The sequence below is a fragment of the Hydrococcus rivularis NIES-593 genome, assembly GCF_001904635.1.
GTDB lineage: Bacteria > Cyanobacteriota > Cyanobacteriia > Cyanobacteriales > Microcystaceae > Hydrococcus > Hydrococcus rivularis.
The window spans coordinates 51,023-64,918 of sequence record NZ_MRCB01000018.1 but is presented as its reverse complement, the minus strand read 5'-3'; the positions used below and the strand labels follow the sequence as shown (position 1 = coordinate 64,918).

At 47.5% G+C, this 13,896-nt stretch carries 10 protein-coding genes; 3 read left to right on the top strand and 7 right to left on the bottom strand.

Annotated features, from left to right (window positions below; translation table 11 throughout):
- Positions 1–110 precede the first annotated feature (110 nt).
- Positions 111–1,388, bottom strand: a complete 1,278-nt coding sequence (locus NIES593_RS24635) for a helicase-related protein (protein ID WP_281250752.1) — start codon at positions 1,386–1,388, stop codon at positions 111–113.
- Between the two features lie 9 nt (positions 1,389–1,397).
- Positions 1,398–2,945, bottom strand: a complete 1,548-nt coding sequence (locus NIES593_RS24630; RefSeq protein WP_217651923.1) for a DEAD/DEAH box helicase — start codon at positions 2,943–2,945, stop codon at positions 1,398–1,400.
- Positions 2,946–3,284: 339 nt separating this feature from the next.
- Between NIES593_RS24630 and NIES593_RS14990 the strand changes: the two genes are divergently transcribed.
- Both NIES593_RS14990 and NIES593_RS14985 read left to right on the top strand, forming a co-directional pair.
- Entirely contained in the window at positions 3,285–4,823 is a 1,539-nt protein-coding gene (locus NIES593_RS14990; protein ID WP_073600347.1) for an alternate F1F0 ATPase, F1 subunit alpha, read from the top strand.
- Between the two features lie 106 nt (positions 4,824–4,929).
- Complete coding sequence (locus NIES593_RS14985) at positions 4,930–5,835, top strand: F0F1 ATP synthase subunit gamma (RefSeq protein ID WP_073600346.1); 906 nt, start codon at positions 4,930–4,932, stop codon at positions 5,833–5,835.
- 16 nt (positions 5,836–5,851) lie between these two features.
- Here NIES593_RS14985 and ltaE read toward each other — a convergent pair whose 3' ends face one another.
- From ltaE to argC, 5 genes are all read right to left on the bottom strand, one after another.
- Positions 5,852–6,877, bottom strand: coding sequence for a low-specificity L-threonine aldolase (gene ltaE, locus NIES593_RS14980; RefSeq protein ID WP_175561147.1), 1,026 nt, complete (start codon positions 6,875–6,877; stop codon positions 5,852–5,854).
- Positions 6,878–6,935: 58 nt separating this feature from the next.
- The gene (gene larE / locus NIES593_RS14975; RefSeq protein WP_073600345.1) at positions 6,936–7,781 is read right to left on the bottom strand and encodes an ATP-dependent sacrificial sulfur transferase LarE; all 846 of its coding nucleotides are present in this window, start codon (positions 7,779–7,781) and stop codon (positions 6,936–6,938) included.
- Positions 7,782–7,879: 98 nt separating this feature from the next.
- Positions 7,880–9,607 carry a sensor histidine kinase gene (locus NIES593_RS14970; protein ID WP_083602455.1) on the bottom strand — a complete coding sequence of 576 codons (1,728 nt, stop codon included), beginning with the start codon at positions 9,605–9,607 and terminating at the stop codon, positions 7,880–7,882.
- 137 nt (positions 9,608–9,744) lie between these two features.
- Positions 9,745–10,518, bottom strand: coding sequence for an ABC transporter permease (locus tag NIES593_RS14960; protein WP_073600344.1), 774 nt, complete (start codon positions 10,516–10,518; stop codon positions 9,745–9,747).
- A 165-nt stretch (positions 10,519–10,683) separates the two neighbouring features.
- On the bottom strand, positions 10,684–11,742 hold the full coding sequence (argC, locus tag NIES593_RS14955; protein WP_073600343.1) for an N-acetyl-gamma-glutamyl-phosphate reductase: 1,059 nt from the start codon (positions 11,740–11,742) through the stop codon (positions 10,684–10,686).
- Between the two features lie 468 nt (positions 11,743–12,210).
- Between argC and ribBA the strand changes: the two genes are divergently transcribed.
- Positions 12,211–13,881: a bifunctional 3,4-dihydroxy-2-butanone-4-phosphate synthase/GTP cyclohydrolase II gene (gene ribBA / locus NIES593_RS14950; protein WP_073600342.1), complete on the top strand. Its 1,671-nt coding sequence runs from the start codon at positions 12,211–12,213 to the stop codon at positions 13,879–13,881.
- The last annotated feature ends 15 nt before the right edge of the window (positions 13,882–13,896 follow it).

The window sequence follows — 13,896 nt, the reverse complement described above, 5'->3', positions numbered from 1 at the left end:
CAATTTAAGTAATTAATCCGAATATCTTGGAACCTAAATAGAAGTCCGTTTAAACGGACTTAAGCCATGAGACAGAGAATTTATTCTCTGGCTGTCTCACAATTGAGATTTCATAAAGGTTGAAAAAGATAAACACCCAAAACATCCATTGGCAATTGAGGTTGAACCCGTAATTGCGAATTGTTAATTGCGAATTGCGAATTGGTAATTGCTCTTACTCGTCGATGGGATTGTAAGAGAGATTGCGATCGCGTTTGGGCAATTTGTTCTAAATGAGATTCCAAAACGGGTAGATTTGACAAAATCCGTTCGATCGCCGTTCGCTTGCGCTGCAAGGGCAAATCGCCTCCAGGTTCTACTCGTTGCAGGAGTGCCAAAGTCTCCTCGTCAGATAACCATTGAGGTTGAGAAGGCGAACCCGTAAATCCTACAACCAAACATTCCTCTGCCAGTAAGGTCGAATGCTTGTTGCTTTCTAATAAGTACCGCAGGCGCAGCAAGAGAATTGAGGTTGGTACGGTCACTGCATCGGTGACCGTCACCCCGCATCGCGCCGCCGTCGGAGATTGTCGGTTTTCTAAAGCGTCTTCGAGTAAATACCGCGCCAATCCTTCTACTAGCGGATGGTTGCGTCCTACATGCTCAACTCCTTCTGGTGCGGGATGGGAAAAAGTAATGAGACGCGGTTTGTCGCCCAATACGGGAATTAAGCAATGAGGAATATTAGGCAAATACCAGCCGTTTTTCTGTTTGACTAGGGAAGCATTCAAGCGATCGCAAGCTTGCTTGACAAATTGCTCGACATCTGCTTCGCTGCCTAAAATTCGGTTGGATTCGAGTAATTCCCGTTCGACTTCTTCGGGTTTAATCGATCGCTGGGCAAAGCGAGTGCGGTTTTGCTTCTCTCGCTCCACTGCCCTGTCCCAGTTTTGATGTACAGTAGCGACGGGGGATTGAGTATCTTGCAGCAAATCGAACAGACTTAGCTGACGAGTAGCGGGGACTTTCTCAAATAAAGACTTGAAGACGGCTTCCTGTACGGTGGCGCTATCCATCGGCACGGGAACGGTAATTCCTAACGTGCGGTGAATGGTGACGGCTTTGCGGATCAAGACTTCCAACACTGCCCCATCGACGGGGTTATCTTGTCCGTAGAGCAAGATACACTTGACAGTGGGCGAGGGTTGTCCGTAGCGATCGATCCGTCCCTCTCGTTGTTCTAGACGATTTGGATTCCAAGGCAGATCGTAGTGAATGGCTGCGGTAAAATGCTCTTGTAGGTTCACCCCTTCGCTCAAGCAATCCGTCGCTACCATTACCCGTTGGGGAGAGGCTTTTAATTCATCCAAGCGGATTTCTCGTTCGTCTTCCGAAAGTTCTCCAGTAATGGCAATGACTCAGACGTTGCTGCCTTTCTTCTTCTCTAGTTCATCTCTAAGCGATTGGGCGACGTAGTTAGCAGTGGCAATGTAGCGACACCAAACAATCGGGTTTAACCCTTCTTTGAGTAAGTCTTTAACCAGAGCAATAAGCTGTTGTAATTTAGCATCTTTACTTCCTTTTAGTTGCTCGGCAGCTTTGACAAATTCTCTTAACTTCCGTTTTTGGGATTCTCCATAACTGTATTGTCCTCGTTCGACAACGACAGTGGGAGACACATCGATCGCCGTTTCTTGCTCGGTAGGATCGTAAACGTAAGTCGCTGCTAATTCCTCGTCCAACTCCTCAGCTAAAGAATCTGCACCTGCACCTTTGCCACTCAGACGAGATAAAGTTGCGATCGCGGCGGCGGGAGATGACATCACGCACCGAATAATTGCCAGTGCCGACCAGTAGCGTCCTCGACGTTGGGCATAGCTGAGACTGGCATCGGCTGTGTTGACTAATCCTCGTGCCAAGTCATACACCTGCTCGAACAAGGCGCGATACTCAGCAGAGAGTTGGTAAGGGGATTCCAATGATTCTCGTTGCGGAAAAGGCGTATCGTTGCCCAACCAATTTTTGACATCAGCCCGACGACGTTGAACGAAGTGACGCGCCAATTCGATACGTTGAGGTTCCGTTAAAGCATTCAAATCCAACTCTTCAAATTCGGGTTTGAGCAACCCTAAAATAGACGTGAAAGAAGCCTCGATGCCGCTATGGGGCGTAGCAGTGAGTAACACCAAATGGCGATCGCCTTTTTGGGCAATTTCTTTAACTAACTGATAGCGCTGCTGTTGGGTGGCGCGATCTCCCGTCGAACTCGCTGTATGCACCTCATCGACAATTACCAAGTCGGGGCAGTGTGTCAGAAAACTAGCGCGGCGGCGATCTGATTTAGCATAGTCGAGACTGACGATGAGGTGAGGATAATAGCTGAAGATATGGCTATTGACCGATGGCAAGCCCCGTTCCAGTTTAGCGATCGTGCCAGAGCGAATGACGACCGCATCGATGTTAAACTTCTGCTTGAGTTCTCGCTGCCACTGGTCGCACAGTTGCGGAGGACATAAAACTGCCAGTCGCTTGACTTCGCCTCGGTCTAACAACTCGCGGGCAATCAATCCAGCTTCAATTGTCTTGCCAATTCCCACATCATCGGCAACCAGCAATCGTACTGTTTCTAACCGCAGTGCCATTAACAGCGGCACGAGTTGATAGGGACGAGGACGAACCGACAAACGCCCCAGACAGCGAAAAGGCCCCGCCCCACTCCGCAAACTCAACCGCGCGGCTTCTATTAGCAGATGAGCGGCAGTATGGTCGGAGATCGCTTCGGCAACAGGAGGTGGGAAATGAGCGGGTTCGACGCTTCCTTCTAAGGGAGTGAAGATTCCACAAATCTGCTCTTCATTTCCACTGAGAGGGCGTAAACGGATGATTTCCGAACTCGTCGATGGCAGGACGACCCATTGGCGTTGGCGACAGGAAACGATGGAACCTGGGGTGATTGAAGCTACCATTTTAGAGAGGTTTTCTAACTAACAGAATTAAAGGTTTCTATCAGTTAGACTTCCCCGTTCAAATTCCGAATTATTTGCGTATTTTCGCGGAATTTTTTCCGTAGAAACGATTTATATCCATCCGTACTTTTACCGAAACCCGAATTTTGGCAATCGCTGTCATACTTATACCAATTCGCCGATGCTCCTCCACTTCGTGGGAGTCCGCGTCGGTTCGCAATTATCAGTTCGCAATTAATCAGCAGCTCCGTGTATCAAGCTTTTTCATTGAGTATCTGTAGCGTTCTTTTTTAGAAATGAGTAACCATTATTCACTTTCTACGCGAGAGAGCAGGCACAATGAATCCGGATGACAACATACTGCAATTACTCCTAGATGATACTTTTAGCACCTTCGATCGCGTCCTGGCAGATCTGAGAATGGAACTAAAATCCCAGGAAATCGGCATTGTTCGCTCGGTCGGTCACGGCATTGCCCGCGTATCCGGTTTGCCCGGGGTGCAGTCGGAAGAAGTCGTGCTATTCGGTGGCGATGGGCTAGGCATGGTCTTCAACCTCGATCCCGATGAGGTGGGCATTATTTTGCTCGACAAAAGCGATCGCTTGAAAGCCGGATGCGAGGTGCGCCGTACCGGACGGGTGCTGGACGTACCCGTAGGCGAGACGCTGCTGGGGCGGGTAATCGACCCGATGGGTCGCCCCCTAGACGGACGGGGAACCGTGCGAGTGGCGCAACGCTATCCGGCAGAACGGGAAGCCCCTGCCATTCGCGATCGCGCTCCCGTCACCGTCCCCTTGCAAACGGGGCTGAAAGTCATAGATGCCTTGATTCCCATTGGTCGGGGACAGCGGGAACTAATTTTAGGCGATCGCCAGACAGGAAAAACCGCGATCGCCCTCGACACCATCCTCAACCAAAAAGGTCGAGAGGTTATCTGCATCTACTGTGCCATCGGACAGCGCAGTTCCGCCGTCGCCAAACTAATCGCCGACCTGCAAAGGCACGGGGCGATGGATTATTGCCTGGTGGTGGTTGCCGCCGGAGAAGAACCGCCAGGACTCCAATTCGTTGCTCCCTACGCCGCCACCGCTATGGCAGAATATTTCCTGGAGCAGGGACGAGATGTTTTAATTGTCTACGACGATTTAACTGCCCACGCCCGCGCCTACCGAGAACTGTCGCTCCTGTTGCGCCGTCCTCCCGGTCGCGAAGCCTTTCCCGGCGATATCTTCTACATCCATTCCCGCTTGTTGGAACGGGCTACCCACTTAAATGCCGAACGGGGCGGGGGTTCTTTAACCGCCCTGCCCATCGTCGAAACCGAAGCACAGAATATTGCGGCTTACATTCCCACCAATCTTATTTCGATTACCGACGGACAGATTTATCTCTCCCCCACTTTATTTCAAAAAGGCATATTACCTGCCGTCGATGTCGGCAAATCAGTATCGCGGGTCGGAGGAAAAACCCAGTTAAGCGCCTATCGAGCTGTTGCTGGGGATTTGCGCCTCTCCTATTCCCAGTTTGAAGAGTTGGAAATCTTCTCCCGCTTTGGCACTCGCTTGGATGAAGCGACTCGCCAAACCCTCGAAAGAGGTCGCCGCGTGCGGGAAATCCTCAAACAGAATCAATACGAACCAATGCCAGTAGCCGATCAGATTGCCGTTTTGCTGGCGGTGACGGCAGGGACATTTGACGAACTACCAATCGAACGAATTAGGACGGCGGAAAAAGCCGTCTGTACGACCGTAAGGAAGGAGTTGCCAGCCCTGTGCGATCGCATCGAGTCGGGAGAAACGCTAACGGAAAAGGAGCGCGATCGCCTCGTCCGCATCGTCAAGCAAGCGATTCGCAACTATACTGGTTTGAGTGTGTAGAATGATACTGCGATGTAGGTAGGTAAAATTATTTACCTTTTTTGCCTCTTGCTTCTTGCATGCATGCCTGCCTTCGCAAGGTTAAATTAATTTTGCACAGGTACTTATGACCGCCCTTGAGTCGTTCCAGCGCCAGATCGCGATCGCCCGAGAACTTCAATCCGTGGTTAAGACGATGAAAGTCCTGGCGGCTGCCAGCATTCGCCAGTACGAGCGAGCGGTAGAATCTTTAGCCGAATACTCCCGTACCATCGATTTGGGACTGCAAGTGGTACTGAAAGAACGCGCCCGGGCGGAAAATGCTGGCTTCAAAGGGATTGACTGGGCGGCAGCCGAAAAGCACCAGCGATTGGGCGCGATCGTCTTTGGTTCGGATCGGGGAATGTGCGGTCAGTTCAACGAACAAATTGCCCGCTACAGCGTCGATTGCCTCAACCATCTCGCTCCCCAGCCAGCGGAGCGAACTGTCATAGTCGTCGGTACTCGGATCGTTGCGCCTCTAGAAGCGCGGGGAGTGGCGATCGCTGCTAGTTTTCCCATGCCCAGTTCTCTGGCAGGCATTACCCCAATGGTTCAAGAACTGTTACTATACCTCGAAGCCTGGCGCTCCCAAGAGCAAATCGGTCCTATTGTCCTCCTCTACAACCAGCCTCGCTCTAACACCGCTTGCGAACCTCACCTCCATCATTTATTCCCCCTCGATCGCGCCTGGTTGGAGCATTTGCAGCAGGAGCGATGGCACTCCCGTACCCTACCTACCTTTACGATGGACTGGACTCAGTTATTGGCTGCGCTAATCCGCCAATATTTCTTTGTCTGCTTGTATCGCGCCTTCGCCGAGTCTCTCAAGAGTGAGAATGCTAGCCGTCTTGCCTCGATGCAGGTAGCCGAGCAAAACATCGAAGAGCGACTGGCACGATTGAACGCTCAATTTCAGCACGAGCGTCAGACGGCAATTACTCAAGAGATCCTGGAAATTGTCGCAGGTGCCGAGGCGATCGCGCAATTTTGATGATACTAATTATTAATTAGGATCGCATGGCTGCTTCAACCAATTCGGGAACGGCTTGAATTTGCTCCTGAGTCACCATCAAGTTCGTAACGGCTCGCAGCGAGTGCGAACCAATGGCCAAAAGTGCGACTCCCTTCTCTTGAAGCTTCTGGGCTAAGGTTTGTGCTGGAATCGCTTTAGTTTGAAAAATAACAATATTGGTTTGCACGTCTTCGGGATCGATCGCAATTCCATCGATTTGTTGCAATCCCTTTGCCAAAATCTTGGCGTTAAGGTGGTCTTCTAGCAATCGTTCTCGATGGTGTTTTAGCGCGTACAATGCCCCCGCCGCAATAATCCCTGCCTGCCGCATCCCGCCGCCAAACATCTTGCAAAACCGCCGCGCTCGTTTCATTAACTCTTGAGAACCTACCAATGCCGAACCTACGGGCGCTCCCAATCCTTTTGAGAAACAGATGCTGACGGTATCGAATGGCTTGGCATAATCGGCTTCTGAGATACTTGTTGCCGCGCAGGCATTCCACAAGCGCGCTCCGTCGAGGTGCAGCTTGAGATTGCGCTCTTGACAAATGCGAGCGATCGCTTCAATCTCGGATAAGGGAAAAATCCGCCCTCCGCCGCGATTGTGCGTATTTTCCAGACACACCAACTTGGTCTTGGGAAAGTGATAGTTGTCGGGACGCAACACCCTTTCTACATCAGTTGCCGAAAAGATCCCTTCATTGCCCTTAATTAACCGACACATTACCCCCGACAATGCGGCTGGCGCACCACCTTCATAGTAGTAAATATGGGCTTCAGACTCCAGAATAACCTCATCGCCCGGTTCGGTATGAACTCGCAAGGCGACTTGATTGGTCATGGTGCCAGAGGGCATATAAACCGCTTCTTCTTTGCCCAAGAGTTCGGCGACGTAGGCTTCTAGGGCATTAACTGTTGGATCGTCGCCAAAGACATCATCCCCAACTTCTGCCTTCGCCATTGCTTCGCGCATGGCGGGGGTGGGTTTGGTAATCGTGTCGCTTCTAAGGTCGATTATCATATTATTTAAAATTCGTTATTAGTCATTCATTGTTAGTGGATAGTATTTCTACTTTCTACTAACCACTAACGACCTGATGGGTAGCCGACTGAAGAACGGAGGGATTAAGAACTTGATTGAGCTTGCCACTGCGATAACCTTCCAAGTCTAGGGTAACGTAGACAAATCCATAGCTTTGAAAAGTCGATACCAGTTGAGGTAAGTCGGTAGTGAAAACAAACTCTTTAATTTGCTCTGGCAGTAATTCTATTCGGGCGGTATCGCCTTCGGAACGAACGCGCAGATTCTTCCAGCCTAACTTGCGCAAATAAACTTCTGCTCGACCGACTCGTTGCAGTTTGGCAATGGTGATTTCTTCGCCATAGGGGAAACGCGAACTAAGACAGGGTTGGGCGGGTTTGTCCCACCAAGACAATCCCAATTGTTTAGACAGTTGACGAACTTCTGCTTTAGCGATCCCTGCTTCTGCTAGGGGCGATCGCGCACCTCTTTCTTTTGCTGCCTGGATTCCCGGTCGATAGTCTTTGAGGTCGTCTGCATTGACTCCATCGACGACGTAGGGATAGCCTCGCTCTAGGGCAAGCGGTTTTAGGGTGTCGTGGAGTTCGCTTTTACAAAAGTAGCAACGGTTGACGGGGTTGGCAGTGTAGTTGGGATTTTCTATTTCGTGGGTTTCTACCAACTCGTGGCGAATGCCAATTTCATCTGCCTGAATTTGCGCGTCATCTAGTTCTTCTGGCAGCAGGGAGGGAGAAACTGCGGTTATGGCTAAAGCGCGATCGCCCAAGACATCGTAGGCAACTTTAGCAACCAAGCTGCTATCGATGCCCCCAGAATATGCGATTAAAGCCCGATCCATTTCAGCAAAAATGGCTTTGAGTCGTGCTAACTTTTGTTCGAGCATTTTAGATTGGCCGGCAGTTAGTTGGTATTTATAAATCGATCTTATCTCTTTCGTCGAAACCAATGGCTAATAACTAATTACTAATTACTAACCGACACTTAAATCGGCAAATGCAAGGTAAAGCAGCTTCCTTTACCTTCTTCTGAAACTAGGGTAATATCGCCGTTATGGAGTTGCGCCAGCTTGCGGGAAAGGGTTAATCCTAAACCAGTGCCTTTATGCTTGCGACTCAAAGGATTGTTAATTTGTTGAAACGGTTGAAATAGCTTTTCTCGATCGGCTGGTTCGATCCCAATACCAGTGTCGATTACGCAAAACTCCAGCCTATTTTCTTGGCGCTGAACTTTGAGCGTAACCGAACCGACTTCAGTGAACTTGATGGCATTAGAAAGTAGGTTGACTAAAATCTGCTTGATGCGACGGCGATCGGCATGGCAAAAATCGACGCCGGGGCAGATTTCTAGTCGCAAGTCTAACCCTTGTTCTCTTGCTCGCGATTCTACCATAGAGAGGGAAGCGATACACAAGTCCTCAACTGGTAATGTTTCTAGAAAAAGTTCTTCGCGATTGGCTTCAATTTTTGCAATATCTAAGAAATCATTGACTAAAGACAATAAGTGTTCCCCAGAAGAGGCAATAGCACTTACGTATTGCTGCTGTTTTGGATTGAGAGACCCATAAATTTCATCTTTTAACATGCGAGCAAAGCCTAAAATTCCTGTTAAAGGCGTGCGTAGCTCGTGATTGATATGAGAGAGAAATTCACTTTTTGCTTGATTGGCAGCTTCAGATTGTTGCTTTTCTAATTCTAGGTTTTTAGCGCGTTCTTCTAGTTTTTTCAGGTTTTTTTGAGTTTGAGCGATATAGAGAGCGATCGCAATTTGTTCGGCAATAGATTTCAGAATATTAATTTCTTCAAGCGTAAAAGTTTTTCTAGAAATCGATTGTTGTAAGGCTAAACATCCAAAAAGTTGTTCTTTAATAAAAATAGGAACGTTGGCGAAAGAAACTATTAGTTCGTTTAACTTGCAATCAAATTGGCTGACTTTGCCTCGTTTTTTAAAAGTCAGTATTCTCAATTCTTCCCACAGAGATATGTTTAAAGTTGATAGAAGAGGAATTTTATCGCTACTGCACCATTCTTTTTCAATTTGACTGGTCTTTTCATCTAGTCGGAAAAGAACGACGCGATCGACCTGAAAGTTTTCACCGACTAGGGCAAGCGTTTCTGCTATGGCGATTTCTGGAGCGAGATTAGAGTTTAGTTTTCGCTCGATTTGCCAAAGTAATTTTTGTCGTGATTTCTGCTGTTGGATTTGCCGCTTTAATTGGGATTGAACGATTTCGATCGCGCATTGCTCGACTAGAAGGCGTACTAACTCTAATTGATGTTCGCTCCATTGACGATCGCGATCGCACGAATAGAGAAAAATTTCTCCTAAATAGGAATACTGATAGATGATGGGAACGAGTAAAAGCGAACGAATTCGCTCCGTTTTAACGGGATGTTGCACGAATAAAGGAAACAGGCAATCGCGATCGTAAAAAACGATCGGTCTGCCTTGGAGAAGTATCGGTTGATAATCGTCTACAATCCTATAGGAGAGATCGAGCAAGTTGTCCGATACGAATGTTGTTTGCGAGCGGTAGCAAAGTTTACTATTTTTCTCGCCATCAAAACACAACATCAAACAGTAACTAACCTCAAAGGTTTCATTTAATAAATTGACTAGACTTTGAAGGGGTTCGTCTAAACCTTGGGGGTCTTGTGTTGCTTCATCTGGCGAGTAACTTTTAGATTTTTTCTCAATTGGAGCCGCTTGCATTTTAGTCTTTTCTAAGTCAAAGATAAAGTTTTGATGAAGTTTTTGGAAGCGCGATCGGGAATTTCATTTTCACAAGTTCTTATTCTTCCGCTATGTAATTTAGAGTATTCTGGAGCCTTAAGCAAGAGAGTCTTACTTTAAAATTCTCGTCTGGAAAATATCAAGATTGCAATTGATAAAAGGAGTGCTGCATACAAAATTCCGTATGCGGCGTTACTAACCAGTTCTTCAGAACTGGGCAACAAGCCATATACAGCTTGATTTTTGAGGTTTAATCGCTCAAGATCTGGCAAAATTAAGTAAATCGCTTTAGTAATCGATTCTACTGTGGCATTTTTACTCAAGGCACCGAGTTTGAGTAAATTACTGCTAATATGTCCCATTAAATAGATGCCGAAGCTAAAAAGCGTTGCCAAAATCGAACTGGTAAAAGTGCCAAAAAGTATGGCAACGGCAATCAGTAACGCTAATTCAACTAATAAAAACAGTTGAGATACCAGAATCGTGTTTAAAGCATAGGAAATTTTCGATAGGCTCAAAAGCGCTAAATAAATAACTGTCATGATGGCTAACATGACAGTCAATACAGCAGATAGTCCCAGGTGTTTGCCAAGAATTAATTCTGCTCGACTAAGAGGTTTTGGAATCAACACTAGGACGGTACGCTTTTCAATTTCTTTGTTGATTAGTCCCGTACCAACGAAGATAGCGACAATAGCACCCAAAAGTGCCATAGCACCGAGTCCCAAATCTAGGAAAATTTTTTCGTGGGTGCCGACAGAAATTTCTGGCAACAAACGGAGGGCGATCGCGAGCAGCAGAGCAAAAAATCCCACAAAATAGAATATGCGATCGCGAATTGTCTCTCTAAATCCATTATTGGCAATCGTCCAGATTCTCGCTAAATTCATAGGAATTTAACCGACCTTTAACCCAATCGTTTTTGTGTTAATTAACTTTGCTTCTATCTTAATCCCAAAAGTAACGAGTTTTTGGGTTTGTCATGAAAAGTGAACCAGTTAAAGTTCAATTGAAGCCATTAGCAATTGTTTCGCTCAACGTTTTTTTCGCTTGCATTAGGGATAAAAACTGAGCTGAGGCAAGCCCAGAGTTTCCTGCCACCCCATCATTAAGTTCAAGCATTGTATCGCTTGTCCCGACTGACCCTTAATTAAATTGTCAATAGCAGACAAAACAATGACGCGATCGGTGCGGGGATCGACTTCAATGCCGATGTAACAGAGATTTGTCCCGCAAGCCCACTTAGTTTGAGGATATACCCCAGTGGGCAATACTTTGATAAAGGGAGACGAGCGGTATAAGGCAGTATAGATCGTAATCAGATCTTCTCGAACCAATCCCGGATCTCGCATCGTCGCATAGACGGTTGACAGAATGCCCCGCACCATCGGAATTAGATGGGGAGTAAACTGGACTCTGATCTCGTGTCCGGCTAACTCGCTGCAAATTTGCTCGATTTCTGGGGTATGGCGGTGCTTGGTCACACCATAAGCCCCCAGAGAATTATCGGCTTCTGCTAGCAATAAATTCGTTTTTGCCTGACGACCGCCGCCAGAAGTGCCCGATTTAGCGTCGATAATTGCCGTTTCTGGGACGATTAGCCCCTGTTTGAGCAAAGGAGCTAATGCTAGAAGACTGGCAGTGGGATAACAACCGGGACAGCCAATCAATTGCGCTTGTCGAATTTCGTCTCGATATAATTCTGGTAAGCCATAAACTGCCATAGCTGCCGTAGCGCGATCGCTGCGTTCTTTTTTGTACCAAGCGCTATAGGTTTCCAAATTGCTAAAACGGTAGTCAGCCGATAAATCCAAGACTTTACAGCCTTTTTCGATCAGCGTAGGCGCTATCTCGCAAGCAAGACCATTAGGTAAACCAAGAAAGACAACCTGGCAGCGAGAAGTAACCTTATCCAAATCGATCGGCTCGATGGTTAAATTGAAGCAGTGACCGAGATGGGGATAAAGTTCGGAATACGGCTTCCCAGCACTGCTATCGCCCCCAAGATAGACAATTTCTACCTTGGGATGATCTAGCAACAGCCGCACCAGTTGCACGCCACCGTATCCAGAAGCCCCGATAATTCCTACTGCTATTTTGTCTGAATCCCTCATAGTTCCGACTTCCTAGTCACCGCCCATATAGTTTAGCGTTGGCTGCATTTTAGTATCAAATCAAAACTTAAAATCGAAATTTTTTAATAAAGTTTAGCGATCTTGGCGCAAGTAATACCAATTTGAAATAAGAAGGCGACAGATGAATTTACACAATTCAATCGTAGAAAGGGTTTCCCAATCCTTTCATCCAAAATGGTATAAGAACGCTTGGTAAATTTGGGGTATTCGACCAGTTTCTTGCCTCAAAAGCGATTTGCCAACGAGAAGCGACACTAACTCCCTGTGACGTTTGTCACTGCGCTTTTTTCATCTCAATGTTTGCGACTCTCTACTAATTGATACGCCTCCTAGAGCTACAATCAGAGGTAGAAATCTCGAACAACCCTCAGTTTTTGGTATAGCAGGCCCATTGTTAACTCTCCTGCTTTCTAAAACTGATAACTGATAACTGACAATTGACTAATAGTGGAAGCGCTTCAAAACGTCCCAATTGAATTCGACCCCATCGACGCAGCGATCGCAGACATCAAAGCGGGGCGTATGGTTGTCGTTGTTGACGACGAAAACCGAGAGAACGAAGGCGATCTCATCTGTGCTGCCCAGTTCGCCACGCCGCAGACGATCAATTTTATGGCAGTGGAAGCGCGGGGACTGATCTGTCTGGCGATGACGGGAGAACGTCTAGACCAACTAGACTTACCCCTGATGGTTACCAAAAATACCGATAGCAATCAAACCGCCTTTACCGTCAGTATCGACGCTGCCCCTCATTTGGGTGTATCTACGGGAATTTCGGCAGAAGACCGCGCCCGCACCATTCAAGTAGCTATCAATCCGGCAACGCGCCCAGAAGATCTGACTCGTCCCGGTCATATCTTTCCCATCCGTGCTAAGGAAGGGGGCGTCCTGAAACGGGCAGGACATACCGAAGCAGCAGTGGATTTGGCAAGACTGGCGGGGCTGTACCCGGCAGGAGTCATCTGCGAAATCCAAAACTCCGACGGTTCGATGGCGCGATTGCCCCAGCTATTCGAGTATGCCAAGAAGCACGATCTAAAGCTGATTAGCATTGCCGATTTAATTAGCTATCGTCTCAAATACGATCGCTTTGTCTATCGAGAAGCGGTGTGTCAATTTCCCACTCAGTTCGGCACTTTCGTGCTTTATGCCTATCGCAATACCCTAGATGGGACGGAACACGTTGCGATCGTCAAAGGCGATCCGTCTCAATTTCAAGACCATCCGGTAATGGTGCGGATGCACTCGGAATGTTTGACGGGCGATGCTTTGGGATCGCTGCGCTGCGACTGTCGCATGCAATTACACGCCGCCCTAAAAATGATCGAGAATGCTGGTTTGGGCGTAGTCGTTTATCTGCGGCAGGAAGGACGCGGCATTGGTTTGATTAATAAGCTGAAGGCGTATTCCCTGCAAGATTTGGGTTTAGATACGGTGGAGGCTAACGAACGCCTCGGCTTTCCGGCAGATTTGCGCGATTATGGTATGGGGGCGCAAATGCTCAACGATCTGGGCGTGAAAAAAATTCGCCTGATCACCAATAATCCTCGAAAAATTGCCGGGTTAAAGGGGTATGGGTTGGAAGTGGTAGAACGAGTGCCCCTACTAATTGAGGCAAATGATTATAATTCTGGTTATTTAGCTACCAAAGCCCAAAAGTTAGGTCATTTGCTATTGCAAACTTATCTAATTACAGTAGCGATCGAGTGGGAACCGGAAGTGCGATCGATCGCACAACGGTATGAAAGGCTAGAAAAATTGCGCTATTTAAGCCAATCGGCGCAGTTGGTGCTACAAGAAGAAGTCAGACCAGTCGCGATCGCGCTGTTTGGCAATCCTTCTCTTATTTTTCACTTAGGTTTCGATCGCGCTAATCTCGTCGCCCCAAATTGGTACAAAAATAGCCGTCATCCCTACGTACAAGCAATTAACAATATTTTGGACGATTTAGTCACCTGGAAGCACATTAAACGTCTTGAATTTCTAATTTCTTCAGGAGACGATCCCATGATGGGATTACAAGTCAAGTTAGACCGACATACTTTTTCTCTCACTCAAAAACCTTCCGAACTTTGTTCTCAATTAGAACGGCAAACAATTTATAGTTTTGCTCGGTAAATCGATTCAATTGAT

Coding starts and splice junctions, on each gene's coding strand:
- NIES593_RS24630 (WP_217651923.1), bottom strand. CDS start 2,945: ATGGTAGCTTCAATCACCCCAGGTTCCATCGTTTCCTGTCGCCAACGC.
- NIES593_RS14990 (WP_073600347.1), top strand. CDS start 3,285: ATGAATCCGGATGACAACATACTGCAATTACTCCTAGATGATACTTTT.
- NIES593_RS14985 (WP_073600346.1), top strand. CDS start 4,930: ATGACCGCCCTTGAGTCGTTCCAGCGCCAGATCGCGATCGCCCGAGAA.
- ltaE (WP_175561147.1), bottom strand. CDS start 6,877: ATGATAATCGACCTTAGAAGCGACACGATTACCAAACCCACCCCCGCC.
- larE (WP_073600345.1), bottom strand. CDS start 7,781: ATGCTCGAACAAAAGTTAGCACGACTCAAAGCCATTTTTGCTGAAATG.
- NIES593_RS14970 (WP_083602455.1), bottom strand. CDS start 9,607: ATGCAAGCGGCTCCAATTGAGAAAAAATCTAAAAGTTACTCGCCAGAT.
- NIES593_RS14960 (WP_073600344.1), bottom strand. CDS start 10,518: ATGAATTTAGCGAGAATCTGGACGATTGCCAATAATGGATTTAGAGAG.
- argC (WP_073600343.1), bottom strand. CDS start 11,742: ATGAGGGATTCAGACAAAATAGCAGTAGGAATTATCGGGGCTTCTGGA.